Below are 15,478 nucleotides of genomic sequence, written 5' to 3' on the forward strand. Positions count from 1 at the left end.
GAACATCGTATTATGAGATTCGGTTTGACGTTCTGCTTTAAAATCTGGCACGCATAGAAAATCGGCAAAAAGCCGGGCTACCATATGACGACAAGCTGCCTTTCTGGGAACCAAGCCTGTTCCTCGAATGCTTTCGGCTGCCTTGAGGAGAACGATCTTGGGAAAATTTTCGCCTTTTGAGACAACGCTCTGGTTCGCCACCGCCGTGCCGGCGCCGCCGACGGCAAAGCTGGCCGGTCGCGTTGAGGCCGATGTCTGTGTCGTCGGAGCTGGTTATACGGGCCTGACGACGGCGCTTGAACTGGCCCGCAAGGGCGTGAAGGTCGCCCTCGTCGAGGCGCAGGAAGCCGGTTTCGGCGGCTCGGGCCGCAATGCCGGGCACTGCACGCCGACATTCAGCTATTACAGCCTGGATTCGCTGAGAAAGATGCTCGGCGAGCCTTGGGCCGAACGTATCATCCATCGCCAGACCCGCGCCAACGACCGGGTGGTCGAGATGATGTCGACCTATGACATCGACTGCGAATGGGTGCAGAACGGCTATATCATGGGCGCCCTTCGCCCCGGTGCGATGTCGACCATGCAGGCCAAGTCGGATGCCTATGCCAGCGCCGGTGCCCGTTGCCGGGTCATCGGCAGGGAAGAGGTCGAGGCAATCACCGGCAGTCCGCGTTTTTATGGTGCCTGGTATCACGCCGAGGGTGGCCACGTGAATCCGCTCTCCTATGCCCGCGGTCTGGCACGTGCGGTCATTCAGGAAGGCGGCCAGGTGTTTACCGGTTCTCCGGTCGAGGATGTTCAGCCGGAAGCTGGCAAGTGGTCTGTCCGTACGCAGGGCGGCAGTGTGCTTGCCGACAAGGTCATCTTTGCGACGGGTGCCTATACGGTTGGCGGCTGGAAGGGTCTCGACCGCAGTTTCCGCATCAAGAAGGTGTTCATCGCGGCAACCCAGCCGCTGGACCCTGAGACGCGCAAAAAAGTTCTGCCGAACAACACGACCATGCATGACGGCCGCGGCGACATCTATGTCTACAAATACAATCGCGAGGGCCGCATCGTTGCCTCGATGTTCCCGATGGGCCAGCGTGGCGTCGATCCGGACTATACGCGTCAGGTGATGACCGAGCGCCTGAAATTCCTGCATCCGCAGATCAAGGAAGAGATCCGCTGGGAGTATTTCTGGTACGGCGAGCTCGACATGCAGATGCGCACCATTCCGCGGCTCTACGATCTCGCCCCCGGCGTCATTGCCTGCACCGGTCTTTCCGGTCGCGGTGTGCCGACCGGCTCCATGCTGGGCGGCATCCTCTCGGAATGGGCGCTCGGCGTGCCGGAAAAGGATCTGTCGCTGAAGATGGAGCCGCTGCACAAGGCGCCACTGTTCATGTCCTTCGCGCCGGCCATGCGCCTGCGTTATTTCCGCATGCAGGAAAACCGCGCAACCCGCAAGGAGGGCGCAGCCCTCGTGCCGCACGCGTAATTGGGGCTTACATCAATGACGAAGAAGACCATACTCATCTCCGGCGGCAACCGTGGCATCGGCGCTGCGGCGGGCAAGGCTTTCATGGAAGCCGGCTGGAACGTTTCCCTCGGCATGCGGACGCCGGCCTTGCCGGATTGGGCGGATCCCGACACCGTCCAGGCGCATGCCTATGATGCGCTCGATGCGGGCTCGCCGCTTGTCTGGGCCGCTGCTACACGGGAAAAATTCGGCCGTATCGACGGCGTCATCGCCAATGCCGGCATCATGGTGCGCAAGACGGCCGTCGAGGCGACGGACGAGGAATTCGCCTCGCTGATGGATGTCAACGTCAATGGCCCCCGCCGACTGGTCAAAGCCTGCTGGGACGATCTCGTTGCCAGCGGATCCGGCCGTGTCGTTATCGTCGCATCGCTTTCGGGCAAGCGGGTCAAGTCGGCGGCCTCCGGCTCCTATTCGGTGTCGAAATTCGCAGCCCTCGGCCTGTCGCATGCAATCCGTCATGCCGGGTTCGACAAGGGTGTGCGCGCCACCGCCATCTGCCCAGGCTTTGTCGCGACGGATATGGGGCTTCCGCTGGCGGGCACCACGCCGGGCGAGACGCTGACCCAGCCGGAAGACATTGCAAGCTCGATCCTGCATGTCGTCAACCTGCCCAACCGGGCAAGTGTTTCGGAATTCTGGGTCAACTGCCTGCTCGACGATTCCTATTGATCGACGATCGCGGCGATCTCTTCTCTCAGGATCATGGCGTATTGCTCCAGCGTGCCGGGCGTCAGCTTGGCGCTCAGGATCGTGAAGCCCAGCGAAGCGTTGGGCGTCACACCATCGGAGAAGATCGGCACGGAGACACCGGCAATGCCGGGAATGAGTTCGCCGACATCGATCGCATAACCGCGGTCACGCGTCTCGGCGATCAGCCGGCGAACCTTGTCCGCGGTCAGGTCGCGATAGGCCGCATAGCGCTCGATATTGGCACGGATGATGAATTCCTGCTCGTCCTCGTCAAGGAAGGCGAGCATCGCGATCGATCCCGGCCCGACGCCGAGCGGCACCGAACCGCCGATCGATCCGGTCAGGGTCGGCACGACGCATTCTCCGTCGCGCCTGTCGAGACAGACGGAATCGTGGTTGAGCCGTGCCATCAGATGGATCGTGTCGCCGGTGCGGCGGCGGATACGGGTGAGGGCCACTTCGCAGCGGCTGATGATGCCGGGGCCACGCGCGGCGCGCGCGCCGTAAATCGCCATCCGGGCGCCCAGCCTGTAACAGCGCTTCTTGTCGTCCCGCGCCAGAAGCTTGTGGCCGACAAGCGTGTTGAGGATCCGGTGACAGGTCGCCGTGTTGAGGCCGGAGCGCGCCGTCAGATCCTTGAGTGTGACGCCATTGACGCCGCCATCGGCAACCAGGTCGAGCAGGATGACCGCACGATCCAGAAGCTGTGCTCCGCCGGATGAAGATTGAGGGCTCTTCGTCATAAAATCTCACATTATGAAAAACAACTGTTCGATTACTTGTATAATGAGAAATGTGCGTATTCAATGATGAAAATTAAGCCTCCTGCATAAATGCACATTATGTAGGCAGTTTAGTTTGCGAAGGCCCTGCGGGGTTCAGACTTTTCGGTAATCCCGCGCCAACCAACTGGGGAACAAACGAAGATGAAAGCAGCAAAACTATTCGCATCCACGGCATTGATGGCACTCGGCCTCCTCACGGCAGGTTCGGCGCTGGCAGGCACGCTTGACGACGTCAAGGCGCGGGGCAAACTGATCGTCGGCGTCAAGAACGACTACGCGCCCTACGGCTATCTCAACGACAAGGGCGAGATCATCGGCTTCGAAGTTGAGCTCGCGAAATACGTCGCCAAAGAACTTCTGGGTTCTGCCGACAAGATCGAGCTCGTTCCGGTCGTCGCTGCCAACCGCATCGAGTTCCTGACTGCCGGCCGTATCGACGTCATCTTCGCAACCCTCGGCGTAACCCCGGAACGCGACAAGGTCATCGACTTCACGACCGCCTATGTCAGCTCGCCGGGCCCGGCCGTCATGATGGCGAAGGAAGCCACCACCAGCAAGTGGGAAGAGCTGAAGGGCAAGCCTGTCTGCGGCATCCAGGGTTCATATTACAACAAGAAGATGACCGAGGATTTCGGCATCAATCTCGTTGCCTTCAAGACCCAGCCGGAAGCCTTGCGCGCCCTGCGTGACAACCGTTGCGTTGGCTTCGTATTCGACCAGATGACGCTCGACCTCAAGGTCCAGGAAGCGGACTGGACCGGTTACAAGGTTGCCGTTCCGACCTACGAATACCTGCCGATGGCCGGCGGTATCCGCGAAGGCGACAAGGCATTCCAGGAAGCCGTCGACAAGGCGATCACCAAGGCGGAAGCCGAAGGCAAGATGATCGGCTGGGAAACCGAATTCAACATCCCGCATGCCGAATACATTGCCGAGCGCGCCAAGGCGGCCAAGGCCAAGTTGAACTGATAGAAACCTCTTAGCTTCTGGGGCAGCCATTGTTCGGTCTCGATTATTCCTGGCTTTCTGATCCGGCCTACCAGCAATGGCTGCTCAAAGGGATCCTCAACACGATTGAGCTCGCGGCGCTTTCTTCCTGCGCCGCGGTCATCATCGGCCTGGTCGGTGCACTTGCACTGACTTTGCGCATCTTCTGGCTCGACGCCATCGTCGAGCTGTTCGTTGAAGTGTTCCGCAACACGCCGCCGCTTCTGCAGATGCTGTTTGCCTATTTCACGCTCTCGACGCTCGGCCTGAAGGTGACAGACCCATCGACCGGCCTTTCCGTGCCGCTTCTGAGCGCATTCGCCTGCGCGTCGATCTCGCTCAGCCTGTTCGGCGGTGCGCTGGCGATCGAGGCCTTTCGTTCGGGCATCGAAACCATGCCGCGATCGATCATCGAGGCGGCCCGGTCGCTCGGTTACAGCCGCTGGTCACGCTTTTGGAAGGTCGAGGCGCCGATCGCCGCGCGCATCTGCCTGCCGGCGCTGACCAACATCCTCACCAACCTGTTCAAGACCACTTCGCAGGCATCCGTCATCACCGTGCCGGAGCTGATGTATTATGCCGGTCAGATCTACAACGACACGTTCCGCACGCTCGAGGTCATGATCCTCGTGCTCCTCATCTACGTGTCCCTGGTGTCGATCGTCACCTTCGCGATGGCGCGGCTCGAGCGCTGGATGGCCTTTCCTGGCTACGGAAAGGGGCACTGACCATGACCTACGAAAACAAGAAACGCGCCGTCCTTCTGCTGATCGCGCTAGCAGTCGTGGCCTGGATCGCCGTCGATGCCGCAGCCGGCGGTGCGCAATATTGGGCGCGTGTCTGGCTACGCCTGCCGCTGCTTCTGACAGGCTCCGGTTCCGGCTGGCCGATCACCGGCGGTTTCATCCTCAACATTCTCCTGTCGATCGCCTCGATGGCGGTCGCCACCGCGCTCGGGACGGTGATGGGGCTTGCTACGCTCGCCAAGTCGCCGATCATCCGGCTGCCGTCCTTCTTCATCATGAATTTTCTGCGCAACTCGCCCTGGCTCGTGCTGCTGTTTGCGATGCTCTACATCCTGCCGTTCGAAATGAAGGTGTTCGGCCTGGTCATCCCGTTCCCGCCCTTCGTGAAGGCCGTTATCGGTCTGGCGCTGCCGACCGCGGCGAATTTTTCCGAAGTCATCCGCGGTGCCGTTCAATCCATCCATAGCGGCCAGTGGGAAGCGTCCCGTTCGCTCGGTTATACGCAGATGCAGATCTACCGCTATGTGATCCTGCCGCAGGCGTTTCGCCGCATGATCCCCGGCTGGATGAACCTTTATGCGCTGCTGATGATCGCAACCGCGCTTGCCACCGTCACCGGCATTCAGGATGTGCTGACGATCCTCAACACGTCGCTTGCCATGGAGAGCGACCGCGTCATCGTCTACTTCTACCTGACCATCCTCTTCCTGTTCTTCGCCTACTGCTATCCGATCGCGATCTTCGCGCGGCGGCTGGAGAATGCTGTCAAAGGAGATAATCTATGAACCGCTCCGACGCTCTGATCGAGATCGACGGCATCCGCAAATCCTTCGGCACGTTCGAAGTGCTGAAAGGCATTTCCCTCAATGTCAGCAAGGGCGAGGCCGTCTGCATCATCGGCCCGTCCGGTTCGGGCAAATCGACGATCCTGCGCTGTATCAACGGCCTGATCCCGATCAACGAGGGTTTCATCCGGGTCGGCAATCACCGGGTTCACGAGATGCGCAGCGAAAAGGCGATGCGGCCTCTGCGCCACCAGGTGGCGATGGTCTTTCAACAGTACAATCTTTTCCCGCACCGTACGGCGCTCGAAAACATCATGATGGCGCCGATCCAGGTTCTCGGCCACGACAAGGCAGAGGTCGAGGATCGCGCCCGCAAGCTGCTGGCCAAGGTCAGGCTTTCCGAAAAGGCCGACAGCTATCCGGGCCAGCTCTCCGGTGGCCAGCAGCAACGTGTCGCCATCGCCCGCGCGCTTGCCATGCAGCCCGACATCATCCTGTTCGACGAAGTCACGGCGGCGCTCGATCCGGAAACGGTCAAGGAAGTGCTGTTCACCATCCGCCAGCTGGTGGAGGAGGGGCTGACCTGCGTGCTAGTCACTCACGAAATGAAGTTCGCCCGTGAAGTGTCGCACCGTGTCTGCTTCACCGACCGGGGCATGATCGTCGAAAGCGCGCCGCCGGCCGAGTTCTTCGACAACCCGCAGGACCCGCGCACCCGCGAATTCCTCGGCCAGGTTCTCTGACCACTTTGAAAATTCATTGAAAGGCGAGCCGAAAGGCCCGACGCAGAATGCCCCGTTTTGACGACATCTATTCCGCCGATTTCAAGGAAGCGCCCTATTGGTGGGATGCGGCCGAGCCGGAAACCAATCTCGATCCCTTGCCTGAACGTGTCGACGTCGTGGTGGTCGGCTCCGGTTACGCCGGCATCAATGCCGCGACCCATCTGGCGCGGGGCGGGCGATCTGTCGTCGTGCTTGATCGTGACCGGCTTGGCTCAGGCTGCTCGACCCGTTCGGGCGGCATGGTCTCAAGTGGCCAAAAGCTCGTCGTCGGCGGCGCCATCAAGGGCATCGATCCGGCGCTGATCAACCGGCTGATCGGCGAAAGCAATGAAAGCTTTGAATATCTGAAAATGCTGATCGAGACGGAAAATCTCGATGCCGGACTGAAGCTGACCGGCCGCTTCTTCGGTGCCTATGCTCCGGATCATTACGAGACCCTGAAGCGTCACGGCGCATTGCTTGCGGAGAAAACCGGCGTCACCGTGAGTTTTCTCGAACGTGAGCAGCAGCGCGCGGCGATCGGCTCGGACTTTTTCCATGGCGGCATGCTGATCGACGATTACGGCGGCCTGCATCCGGGCATGTATCACCGGGCGTTGCGCGAGCGGGCGAAGGCCGCCGGTGTCATGCTGCGTTCGCATGCCCGCGCGGGCATCGTCACCGATGGCCTGAACGGTGAAAAGATCGTGCCCACGGCGCGCGGCACGATCCGGGCCAGGAACGTCATCGTTGCCACGAACGGTTATACGGAAGCGGACCAGACGCCTGAACTCGCCCGGCGTCTTGTTCCGGTGAAGAGCTACCAGATCGCGACCGAACCGCTGCCGGCCAATCTCATGGCGGAAATCATTCCTCAGGGGCGAATGCTTTCCGATACCCGGCGCGACCTGATTTTCAGCCGGCCTTCGACCGATGGCACAAGGCTGCTGTTCGGCTCGCGGCCCGGCATTTTCGAAATGTCGGAAAGGCAGGCGGCCAAGCGTATCTATGCCCGCATGGTGGCGATCTGGCCGCAGCTTGCCGGTGTCAAGATCACCCATTCCTGGGTCGGCAGCGTTGCGATGACTGTCGACAAGCTTGCCCATGTCGGCGAGCGCGAAGGAACGGATTTCGCTGTTGGCTGCAACGGCAATGGTGTCGCGCTGATGACCTATCTCGGTTACCAGACCGCACGAAAAATCCTCGGCGAGCAGAACATGTCGTCCGCTTTCGACCGCGAGAAGTTTACACCAGTTCCTCTCTATTCGGGAAAACCGTGGTTCCTGCCGGCCTTTACCGGCTGGTATCGCCTGCGCGACTTCCTCGACCGTCCGGGACGCTGATCATGGACCAGCCGGAAACAGGTTTTCGTATCGAAGAGGATGCGCTCGGCACGCGGTCGATGCCGGACGATATCCTCTACGGTATCCAGACCGCGCGCGCCGTCGACAACTTCTCGATCTCGGGAAGGGTGATCGCCGATATCGAAGGGTTTGTGCCGGCGATCGTCGCGATCAAGCGCGCGGCTGCGCGGGCGAATATGAAAACCGGCGATCTTGAACTGCAGATCGCCGAGGCGATCGACAGCGCAGGTTCCGAATATGCCCAGACCGTGAGCAGGCAGGACTTTCCTGTCGATATCTATCACGGCGGGGGCGGCACGGCCGCCAATATGAACGTCAACGAAGTGCTGGCCAATCGGGCAAGCGAGATCCTGACAGGGATCAAGGGACCGGATCCCGTTCATCCCAATACCCATGTGAACATGGGCCAGTCGACCAATGACGTCATTCCTTCCGCCATGAAGATGGCGATCGGCGGCGAGATTTTTGCCCTGCGCAGCAGTCTTGCGATCCTCGTCGGCGCCCTGCGCGAAAAGGAAGAAGCCTTCGCGGATGTCGTCAAACTCGCGCGCACCTGCCTGCAGGATGCGCTGCCGGTAACGTTCGGCCAGCAGTTTTCCGGATATCGCGCGGCATTCGAACGCCAGGCCCAGGATCTTGAAGCGCTCGAAGCCTCCTGCCTCCACATTCCGCTCGGTGCGACTGCGGTCGGCACGGCGTTTGGCGCGTCGGAAGCCTATCGCCAGTTCGTTTTCGAAGAGTTGTGTGTGCTGACGGCGAAGGATTATCAGCCGGAAGAAAACCTGTTCGATGCCCTGCAGAATGCCGACCATTGGATCCGCGTATCGGCATCCCTCAAGGCGATTGCCGTCACCCTGTCGAAGTTTTCCGCCGATCTGCGGCTGATGTCGTCCGGTCCGCGGGCCGGTCTCGGCGAGATCGCTCTTCCGGCGGTGCAGCCCGGTTCCTCGATCATGCCAGGCAAGGTCAATCCGGTCATGCCGGAAATGATGATGCAGGTCGCCTTCCGGGTGATCGGAAACGACGCGACGGTCACCCGCGCGGCCGAAGGTGAGCTCGATCTGAACGTCTGGGAATCGATCATTCTGGAAGCCGTCAGCGAAAGTATCCGGCTGATGCGTCGAGCGATCCCGTTGTTCGTTTCCGGCTGCGTCGCGGGCATCGAGGTGAATGCGGAGCGCGGCCTTGCCGATGCTTCGGGCTCGCTTGCGCTTTCGACGGCGCTCGCCGCGATCTACGGTTATCCGGCGGCTTCTGCCGTTGCCAAGCATGCTGCGAAACATGGCCTTTCGATCCATGCCGCTTCCATCGCCTGCGGGCTGATGACGGAGGCGGAGGCGGAAATGCTCTTCGGCGATGTCGCGGCCTTTGCCGATCCGGCCCGGACGGAGCAGCTGATTGCCCGTTTTCGAGCCCGCAAGAACCAATAGCCGCACGTCATCAGGAGCAAGAGATGTCCAGGATCATACCCGATGCCGTGGTGTCTGCGGGCAAACTGCCCGAAAAGGTGGACGTCGTCGTCATCGGCGGCGGTATTGTTGGTGTCTCGACAGCGCTGTCGCTGGTCGAGCGCGGCGTCAGCGTGGCGCTTTGCGAAAAAGGGCTTATCGCGGGCGAACAGTCTTCCCGCAACTGGGGCTGGGTGCGCCAGATGGGGCGCGATCCGGCTGAACTGCCGCTCGCCATGGAAAGCCTTAGGCTGTGGAGGGGCATGAACGAGAGGGTCGACGGAGAGACCGGGCTGCGTCAGACGGGCATCGCCTATCTCTGCGAGACCGATGCCGATATCGCCGTCTACGAGGAATGGCTGAAACATGCGGCAGCGGTCGGGCTCGATTCCCGGCTGGTGCGCGGCGATGCCATGAATGCGCTCGTGCCCGGCATGGGCTCGCCGTTCAAGGCGGTGATGCATACGCCGAGCGACTGCAAGGCGGAGCCGTTCATTGCCGTGCCGGCCATGGCACGCGGTGCTGCCGCCAAGGGCGCGCACATCCTCACCAATTGTGCCGTGCGTTCGATCGAGCGTTCCGCCGGACGGGTCAGCGGCGTCGTTACCGAGCATGGCGAAATCCGCTGCTCGTCGGTCGTGCTTGCCGGCGGTGCCTGGTCGCGGCTTTTCGCGGGCAATATTGGTATCGATCTGCCGATCCTGAAAATCTTGGGCAGCGTCGCGCGTCTTTCGCCGATCGACGGGATGACCGATATGCCGGTCGGCGCCGGACGTTTTTCCTTCCGCCGCCGCATGGATGGCGGGTTTACCGTTGCCCAACGCAATCTGGATATTGCGCCGATCACACCGGATAGTTTCAAGCTTTTCTCAGATTACACACCGAGCCTGATTAAGAACTGGCGTGTGCTGAAACTGAGAGCGGGTAGTGAGTTTCTGAGTGAAATGGCAATGCCAAAGCGTTGGAAAAGCGACGAAATAACCCCGTTCGAAAACATCCGCATTCTCGATCCTGTCCCGTCGCAAAACCTGATCGATGGCGGTATCGGCCGCCTGCGTGCGGCGTTTCCGGCGTTCAATGATGCAAGGATCACCCGCACCTGGGGCGGGCTGATGGACGTGACGCCGGATGCCGTGCCGGTCATCGCACCCGTCGGGGCCATTCCGGGCTTTCATCTCGCCGTTGGTTTTTCCGGCCATGGCTTTGGCATCGGTCCCGGGGCAGGTGCCTTGATGGCTGATCTCGTCACTGGATCGAAGCCTTGTGTCGATCCGGCACCCTTCCGGCTTGAGCGTTTCAAGCGGCTGCAGCGGACAGCCGCCTGAACCTCGTCATTCTCTATCTCGTCAGTCCAGATCGCTGCGGGCATCCAGTGCGTCGCGCAGGCCGTCGCCGATGAAGTTGAAGCTGGTGACGGCGAGCGTGATCGCGACGCCGGGCACGATCGCCAGCCACGGCGCCTTGTCGAGATATTGCTGGGCGCCGTTCAGCATATTGCCCCAGCTCGGCAGCGGCGGCTGGATACCGTAGCCGAGAAAGCTCACATAGGCTTCCAGCAGGATTGCGCGGGCAACCGTCAGCGTGCCGGCGACGATGATAGGGCCAACCGCATTCGGCAACAACTCCTTGAGCATGATCGTGCTGCCGCGATAACCGAGCGAACGCGCCGCCATGATGAAATCCCGTTCCCGCAGCGAGCGGATCTCGGCATTGACGATACGGGCCACTTCCATCCAGCTCGTCAGCGCGATGATGACAGTGATCATGAACGGGCTCGGCTTGATGAAGGCGGCAAGCGCCAGCAGCAGGAAGATTGACGGGAAGGACAGGAAGGCATCGACGATGCGCATCAGTATCGTGCCGATCAGGCCGCCGCGATAACCGGCGATCATGCCGATCAGCGTGCCCAAGGCGGTCGACATCAGCATCGCGAAAAAGCCGACGAGAAGCGAGATCCGGCCGGCGTTGAACAGGCGGGCGGCGATATCGCGGCCGAGCGGATCGGTGCCAAAAATATGGTAGCCGGTCAGCGGAGGCGCAAAACGGGCGCGAAGGTCAATGAAAAGTTCGTCATAGGGCAGGAGATAGGGGCCGAAGACGCAGGTCAGGACGAGGATGGTGATCATTACGACGCCGGCGACGGCGAGCTTGTGGCGCAGAAACCGTTTTAGCGTGCGGCTCTGCCACCAATGAGCCTGGATGGTCGCTGCCATGGGGACCGAAACTGAAGACATGGACATGTTCCTTTCCTCCTTTGCGTCAGCCGAAGCGGACGCGCGGATCGACGACGGCGACGAGAAGGTCGGCAATCAGGCTGCCGGCCAGGACGAGGATGGCGGAAAACATCAGCAGGCCCATCACGACCGGATAATCGTGATAACCGAGGCTATCGAGGAACAGCCGCCCCATGCCGGGCCATGTAAAGACCGTCTCGGTCACCAGCGCGCCGCCGAGAATGGTTGGCAGCTGCATGCCGGCAAGCGTGATCATCGGGATCAGCGCATTACGGACGACATGTTTCATCAGGATGCTGCGTTCCGGCAGGCCCTTTGCACGGGCGGTGCGGACAAAATCCTGATTGATCACGTCGAGCGTGGCGCTGCGCATATACCGGCTCCAGACAGCAATATCGACGAAGGCGAGGACGAGGCTCGGCATGATCAGGTGGATTGCATAATCCATGATGCTTTCATTGCCGATCGTGTACATGTTGCCGGCCGGCAGCCATTTGAGGCGCAGGGTGAAGACATAGATGGCGACAAGGCCGAACCAGAAGGTCGGGATGGACAGCGCCACCATGGCGCCGATCGTCGCAGTATAATCGAACACCGAATAGCGCTTGGTCGCGCCGCGTATGCCGATCCACGTGCCGAGCCCAATCGAGATCACCATCGACGTGCCCATCAAAAGAAGCGTAGCGAAAAGGTGGCTGGAAATGATCTGCAGGACCGGCAGCTGGTCGCGATAGGATTTTCCCCAGTCGCCCTGCAGCAGGCGCCAGATCCAGTCGAGATATTGCACCGGCAGTGGCCGGTCGAGGCCCATCTGATGGGCAATGCGGTCGAGTGCCTCCTGGGTCAGGCCGGGTGTCAGCGCATATTGCGACAATGGCCCGCCAGGGGCGAGGTTGAGCACTGCAAAGCCGATGATCGAGACGAGCAGAAGCAGAACGACGCTCTGCAGCAGCCGGTTGACAATATAGGTCAGCATGGACGTTCTCCGGTCTCCAGAGGGGACGTGCAAGACCCCGCCGCGACGGGCGGCAGGGTCCTGGGTCAGGCCGCGATCAGGCCTTGCGCCACGTGTTGACGTTCCAGGTGTCGATACGAACGTTGACGTTCGGCAGGATATTCTGGATGCCCTGCTTGTGGCCGCGCACGGTCGCGTACTGGAAGAGCGGCAGGAAGGGCAGGTCCTTGCGCATGATCTCCTGGATCTTCATGTAGACCGCCTTGCGCTCCTCGGGCACGAAGAGGCTGCCGCCCTTGACGAGCAAGGCATCGACCTCCGGATTGGCATATTGCCAGGTGTTCTGGCCAGCACCTCCCTTGGCACCTGACGAGGTCGACATGAAGTAGTCCGAAGTGTCGGGGTCCGCGCCGGTCAGGAAGTTGAGGCCGACGATGACGGTGTCGAATTTCGACATCATCCAGTATTCGCCCCACATGACGGCCGGCGGCAGATTGGAGATCGACATGTCGACGCCGATCTCCTTGAACGATTGCTGCATATATTGCTGCACCTGTTCACGGATGTGGTTGCCGGCCGTCGTCGAACAGGTGAAGGACAGTTTCACGCCGCCCTTGGCACGGATGCCGTCGGGGCCTGGCGCCCAGCCGGCCTTGTCTAGAATGTCCTTGGCCTTGGCGATGTCATAGCTCTGCTTCGGCAGGTCCGGATTGAAGTAGAAGGACTGCTGCGGCATGTATGTTTCGGTCGGCGTCGGCAGCCCGTAATAGAGGGCATCGATGATCGACTGCTTGTCGATCGCTGCGTAAAGCGCTTCGCGCACGGCCGGATCCTTGAACTGCGGCCGCTCCATGTTGAACGTGAAGGATTCGACGGAAGCTGCGGGCACAACAGCGACTTCCATGCCTGACAGGCCCTTGGCTTCCTCATAGTGGTCCGGCGTGATCCATTGCAGGCCAAGCACGTCGATCTCGCCGGCCTTGAACTGGGTATACATGACGTTGAGGTCGGGGATGTATTTGTAGATCAGCTTTTCGACATAGGGACCTTCGCCGAAATAGTCGGCGTTTGCGGCGAGCGTGATGTGGTCGCCCGGCACGCGCTCGACCCATTTGAACGGACCTGTGCCGACCGGGGCATTGTTGAACGGCGCGTTGTTGGGATCTGCCGCCGCCGACATCAGGTGCTTCGGAGTAATGAACGTCGATGCGAGAATAGACGGGTAGGGCGCGAATGCCTTCTCCATTTTCCATGTGATCTCGGTTGGCGAGACGACCGTCAGGTTGCGCACCAGTTCATGTCCGGTCTTGCGCCAGCTGCGGAAATTCGGATCGACCAGGAGTTCGAGGGTCGCCTTGACGTCTTCGGCGGTGAAGGGCTTGCCGTCATGCCATTTAACGCCCTCGCGCAGTTTCACCTTCCAGGTCAGGCCGTCGGCGGAGATGCCGCCATTCTCGACGGTCGGCACTTCCACTGCCAGAGCTGGTACGAACTTGCCTTCGGCGTCGACATAAAAGAGCGGGTCGAAAAGGCTGAAATGAATGCCGTCATCGACTTCGATATGCAGAAGGTGCGGGTTGAAGACGGTCGGTTCCTGCGAGAAGCTGACGGTCAGCTGTCCCTTGATCGTTTTCGGTGTCGCGGCAAGAGCCTGGTCGAAACCGGGCACGCCGGAAAACACCACGCCCGAGGCGCCGAGCGCCATCAGGCCCAAGGCTTGTCCAAGGGCCTGGCGGCGAGTGGGGTGGGTCAGAACATGATTTTCATTATCAGACATTTCAGATCCCCTGTGGTTGGTTGTGCTTGTATCTCTCGTTTTGCGCGCCCTCTGACGGGGCGTTTTTGACTGAAATTCTCCTCAAAAGCCGCTGATGATCTCGATCTTCGAGCCATCGGAAAACCGCTTGAAACGGAAAGCTTTCGGATCGACGATCGGCGGCTTGCCGGTAACGATATCGGCCATCAACCGGCCGGCGGCCGGGCCGATACCAAAGCCGTGACCGGAAAAGCCTGTGGCAAGGTGGAAACCCGGAATGGCGTCGATCGCATCGATGACAGGCACCGCATCCGGCGTCACGTCGATCATGCCGCCCCAGCGCTGAGCGACCTCGGCCTTTTCGAAGATGGGAAAGGCCTTTGACAGCCGCGCCATAGCGCCATCGACCATCTTCTTCGACGGAATGGGGTCGAGGACGCGATTATATTCGAAGGGCGAGGGCTCATCGAGCGACCAGCGGCGCGGGATGCGCAGGTCGTCGAAATAGCGGCCACCAACACGAAAACGCAGGGCGCGCCATTCATGCCGGAAGGCGGGCATGAAATTCATCGCATAACGGAAGGAGGCCGGCACGATATCGACGATATTCTGCATGCCGTCGGCAATCGTGTAGCCGCCATCGAGCCGTTTGCGGATGGCAAAGCCTGCGGCCCAGATCGCTTCCTCCGGCCCGCCCTCGAGTGGTTTTGTGCGCATGACCGAATTCAGGACCCGCAGCTGCGGCAGATCAAGGCCAGCATTGCCCATGAACAGGCTGGACCATGCGCCGCCGGCAAGAACGGCTGCCTTGCAGGCGATCTCGCCGCGCTCCGTCACGACGCCGGAGACCCGGCCGCCCGAGGTCTGCAGGCCGCGCACGGCGCATTCGGTGAGAATATGGGCGCCGCGTTCTCGCGCGGCCTCAGCGATTGCGGGGGCGGCGCGCTGCGGTTCAGCCCGGCAGTCGCCCGCGGTATAAAGGGCACCGGCAATATCCAGATTGGAACCCGGGTATTTCTCCTTGAATTCCTTGGCGTTCAACATGCGGCTTTCGATCTGGTAGCCTTCCAGATTGCTGATCCAGCGCTCATGGTCTTCATATTGCTTTTCGTCGGCGCAGGTGAAGACGATGCCGGCGCGCTTGAAACCCGTCTCGCGACCAGTGCGGCGGTTGAGGTCTGCCCAGATGCGCAGGGATTCAGCCATTAGCGGCACTTCGCGCGGATCGCGCCGCGAAATCCGCACCCAGCCCCAGTTGCGGCTGGATTGTTCGTGGCCGATGCCGCCCTTTTCGCAGAGCGCCACACGCAGTCCCTGATCGGCGAGTTCCAGTGCCGTCGACGAGCCGATAATGCCGCCGCCGATTACCACGACATCGACTTCTTTCGGCAGTTCGGCATCACCATGGACGGGTACGACATAGGGACCGGGCATTCGAA

At 60.9% G+C, this 15,478-nt stretch carries 14 protein-coding genes; 9 read left to right on the plus strand and 5 right to left on the minus strand.

What is annotated here, in order from left to right:
• Positions 1 to 157 precede the first annotated feature (157 nt).
• Both FHW37_RS00675 and FHW37_RS00680 read left to right on the plus strand, forming a co-directional pair.
• Positions 158 to 1,480 carry an NAD(P)/FAD-dependent oxidoreductase gene (locus FHW37_RS00675; protein WP_145631278.1) on the plus strand — a complete coding sequence of 441 codons (1,323 nt, stop codon included), beginning with the start codon at positions 158 to 160 and terminating at the stop codon, positions 1,478 to 1,480.
• 15 nt (positions 1,481 to 1,495) lie between these two features.
• Positions 1,496 to 2,194: an SDR family NAD(P)-dependent oxidoreductase gene (locus tag FHW37_RS00680; RefSeq protein WP_145631280.1), complete on the plus strand. Its 699-nt coding sequence runs from the start codon at positions 1,496 to 1,498 to the stop codon at positions 2,192 to 2,194.
• Here FHW37_RS00680 and FHW37_RS00685 read toward each other — a convergent pair.
• Positions 2,188 to 2,958, minus strand: coding sequence for an IclR family transcriptional regulator (locus FHW37_RS00685; protein WP_145631282.1), 771 nt, complete (start codon positions 2,956 to 2,958; stop codon positions 2,188 to 2,190). The genes FHW37_RS00680 and FHW37_RS00685 overlap by 7 nt on opposite strands.
• Positions 2,959 to 3,141: 183 nt before the next feature.
• Between FHW37_RS00685 and FHW37_RS00690 the strand changes: the two genes are divergently transcribed.
• The 7 genes from FHW37_RS00690 to FHW37_RS00720 are packed head-to-tail and all read left to right on the plus strand — an operon-like array spanning position 3,142 to position 10,419.
• On the plus strand, positions 3,142 to 3,969 hold the full coding sequence (locus FHW37_RS00690; RefSeq protein ID WP_145631284.1) for a transporter substrate-binding domain-containing protein: 828 nt from the start codon (positions 3,142 to 3,144) through the stop codon (positions 3,967 to 3,969).
• 29 nt (positions 3,970 to 3,998) lie between these two features.
• On the plus strand, positions 3,999 to 4,715 hold the full coding sequence (locus FHW37_RS00695) for an amino acid ABC transporter permease (RefSeq protein WP_145631287.1): 717 nt from the start codon (positions 3,999 to 4,001) through the stop codon (positions 4,713 to 4,715).
• Between the two features lie 2 nt (positions 4,716 to 4,717).
• Positions 4,718 to 5,518, plus strand: a complete 801-nt coding sequence (locus FHW37_RS00700) for an amino acid ABC transporter permease (RefSeq protein WP_145631289.1) — start codon at positions 4,718 to 4,720, stop codon at positions 5,516 to 5,518.
• Positions 5,515 to 6,261 (plus strand): amino acid ABC transporter ATP-binding protein, encoded by a 747-nt coding sequence (locus FHW37_RS00705; protein ID WP_145631291.1) that lies wholly within the window; start codon positions 5,515 to 5,517, stop codon positions 6,259 to 6,261. The genes FHW37_RS00700 and FHW37_RS00705 overlap by 4 nt, the downstream gene beginning before the upstream one ends.
• A 47-nt stretch (positions 6,262 to 6,308) precedes the next feature.
• A complete protein-coding gene (locus FHW37_RS00710; protein ID WP_145631294.1) occupies positions 6,309 to 7,625 on the plus strand; it encodes an NAD(P)/FAD-dependent oxidoreductase in 1,317 nt (438 codons plus the stop codon).
• Positions 7,626 to 7,627: 2 nt separating this feature from the next.
• Positions 7,628 to 9,076: an aspartate ammonia-lyase gene (locus FHW37_RS00715; protein WP_145631296.1), complete on the plus strand. Its 1,449-nt coding sequence runs from the start codon at positions 7,628 to 7,630 to the stop codon at positions 9,074 to 9,076.
• A gap of 23 nt (positions 9,077 to 9,099) precedes the next feature.
• Positions 9,100 to 10,419: an NAD(P)/FAD-dependent oxidoreductase gene (locus tag FHW37_RS00720; protein WP_145631298.1), complete on the plus strand. Its 1,320-nt coding sequence runs from the start codon at positions 9,100 to 9,102 to the stop codon at positions 10,417 to 10,419.
• Positions 10,420 to 10,440: 21 nt separating this feature from the next.
• Here the strand turns inward: FHW37_RS00720 and FHW37_RS00725 are convergent, their stop codons facing one another.
• From FHW37_RS00725 to FHW37_RS00740, 4 genes are all read right to left on the minus strand, one after another.
• On the minus strand, positions 10,441 to 11,328 hold the full coding sequence (locus FHW37_RS00725) for an ABC transporter permease (RefSeq protein ID WP_145633716.1): 888 nt from the start codon (positions 11,326 to 11,328) through the stop codon (positions 10,441 to 10,443).
• 25 nt (positions 11,329 to 11,353) lie between these two features.
• Complete coding sequence (locus FHW37_RS00730; protein ID WP_145631301.1) at positions 11,354 to 12,304, minus strand: ABC transporter permease; 951 nt, start codon at positions 12,302 to 12,304, stop codon at positions 11,354 to 11,356.
• 76 nt (positions 12,305 to 12,380) lie between these two features.
• Positions 12,381 to 14,060 (minus strand): peptide ABC transporter substrate-binding protein, encoded by a 1,680-nt coding sequence (locus tag FHW37_RS00735; protein WP_145631303.1) that lies wholly within the window; start codon positions 14,058 to 14,060, stop codon positions 12,381 to 12,383.
• An 81-nt stretch (positions 14,061 to 14,141) separates the two neighbouring features.
• The gene (locus FHW37_RS00740) at positions 14,142 to 15,473 is read right to left on the minus strand and encodes an NAD(P)/FAD-dependent oxidoreductase (protein ID WP_145631305.1); all 1,332 of its coding nucleotides are present in this window, start codon (positions 15,471 to 15,473) and stop codon (positions 14,142 to 14,144) included.
• Positions 15,474 to 15,478 lie beyond the last annotated feature (5 nt).

Source organism: Neorhizobium alkalisoli (assembly GCF_007829835.1).
Classification (GTDB): domain Bacteria; phylum Pseudomonadota; class Alphaproteobacteria; order Rhizobiales; family Rhizobiaceae; genus Neorhizobium.

Bases quoted from the DNA above. Each gene is read 5' to 3' on its own strand.
- FHW37_RS00715 (WP_145631296.1), top strand. From the start codon at position 7,628: ATGGACCAGCCGGAAACAGGTTTTCGTATCGAAGAGGATGCGCTCGGC.
- FHW37_RS00720 (WP_145631298.1), top strand. From the start codon at position 9,100: ATGTCCAGGATCATACCCGATGCCGTGGTGTCTGCGGGCAAACTGCCC.
- FHW37_RS00685 (WP_145631282.1), bottom strand. From the start codon at position 2,958: ATGACGAAGAGCCCTCAATCTTCATCCGGCGGAGCACAGCTTCTGGAT.
- FHW37_RS00710 (WP_145631294.1), top strand. From the start codon at position 6,309: ATGCCCCGTTTTGACGACATCTATTCCGCCGATTTCAAGGAAGCGCCC.
- FHW37_RS00690 (WP_145631284.1), top strand. From the start codon at position 3,142: ATGAAAGCAGCAAAACTATTCGCATCCACGGCATTGATGGCACTCGGC.
- FHW37_RS00725 (WP_145633716.1), bottom strand. From the start codon at position 11,328: ATGTCTTCAGTTTCGGTCCCCATGGCAGCGACCATCCAGGCTCATTGG.
- FHW37_RS00680 (WP_145631280.1), top strand. From the start codon at position 1,496: ATGACGAAGAAGACCATACTCATCTCCGGCGGCAACCGTGGCATCGGC.
- FHW37_RS00700 (WP_145631289.1), top strand. From the start codon at position 4,718: ATGACCTACGAAAACAAGAAACGCGCCGTCCTTCTGCTGATCGCGCTA.
- FHW37_RS00735 (WP_145631303.1), bottom strand. From the start codon at position 14,060: ATGTCTGATAATGAAAATCATGTTCTGACCCACCCCACTCGCCGCCAG.
- FHW37_RS00740 (WP_145631305.1), bottom strand. From the start codon at position 15,473: ATGCCCGGTCCCTATGTCGTACCCGTCCATGGTGATGCCGAACTGCCG.
- FHW37_RS00730 (WP_145631301.1), bottom strand. From the start codon at position 12,304: ATGCTGACCTATATTGTCAACCGGCTGCTGCAGAGCGTCGTTCTGCTT.
- FHW37_RS00705 (WP_145631291.1), top strand. From the start codon at position 5,515: ATGAACCGCTCCGACGCTCTGATCGAGATCGACGGCATCCGCAAATCC.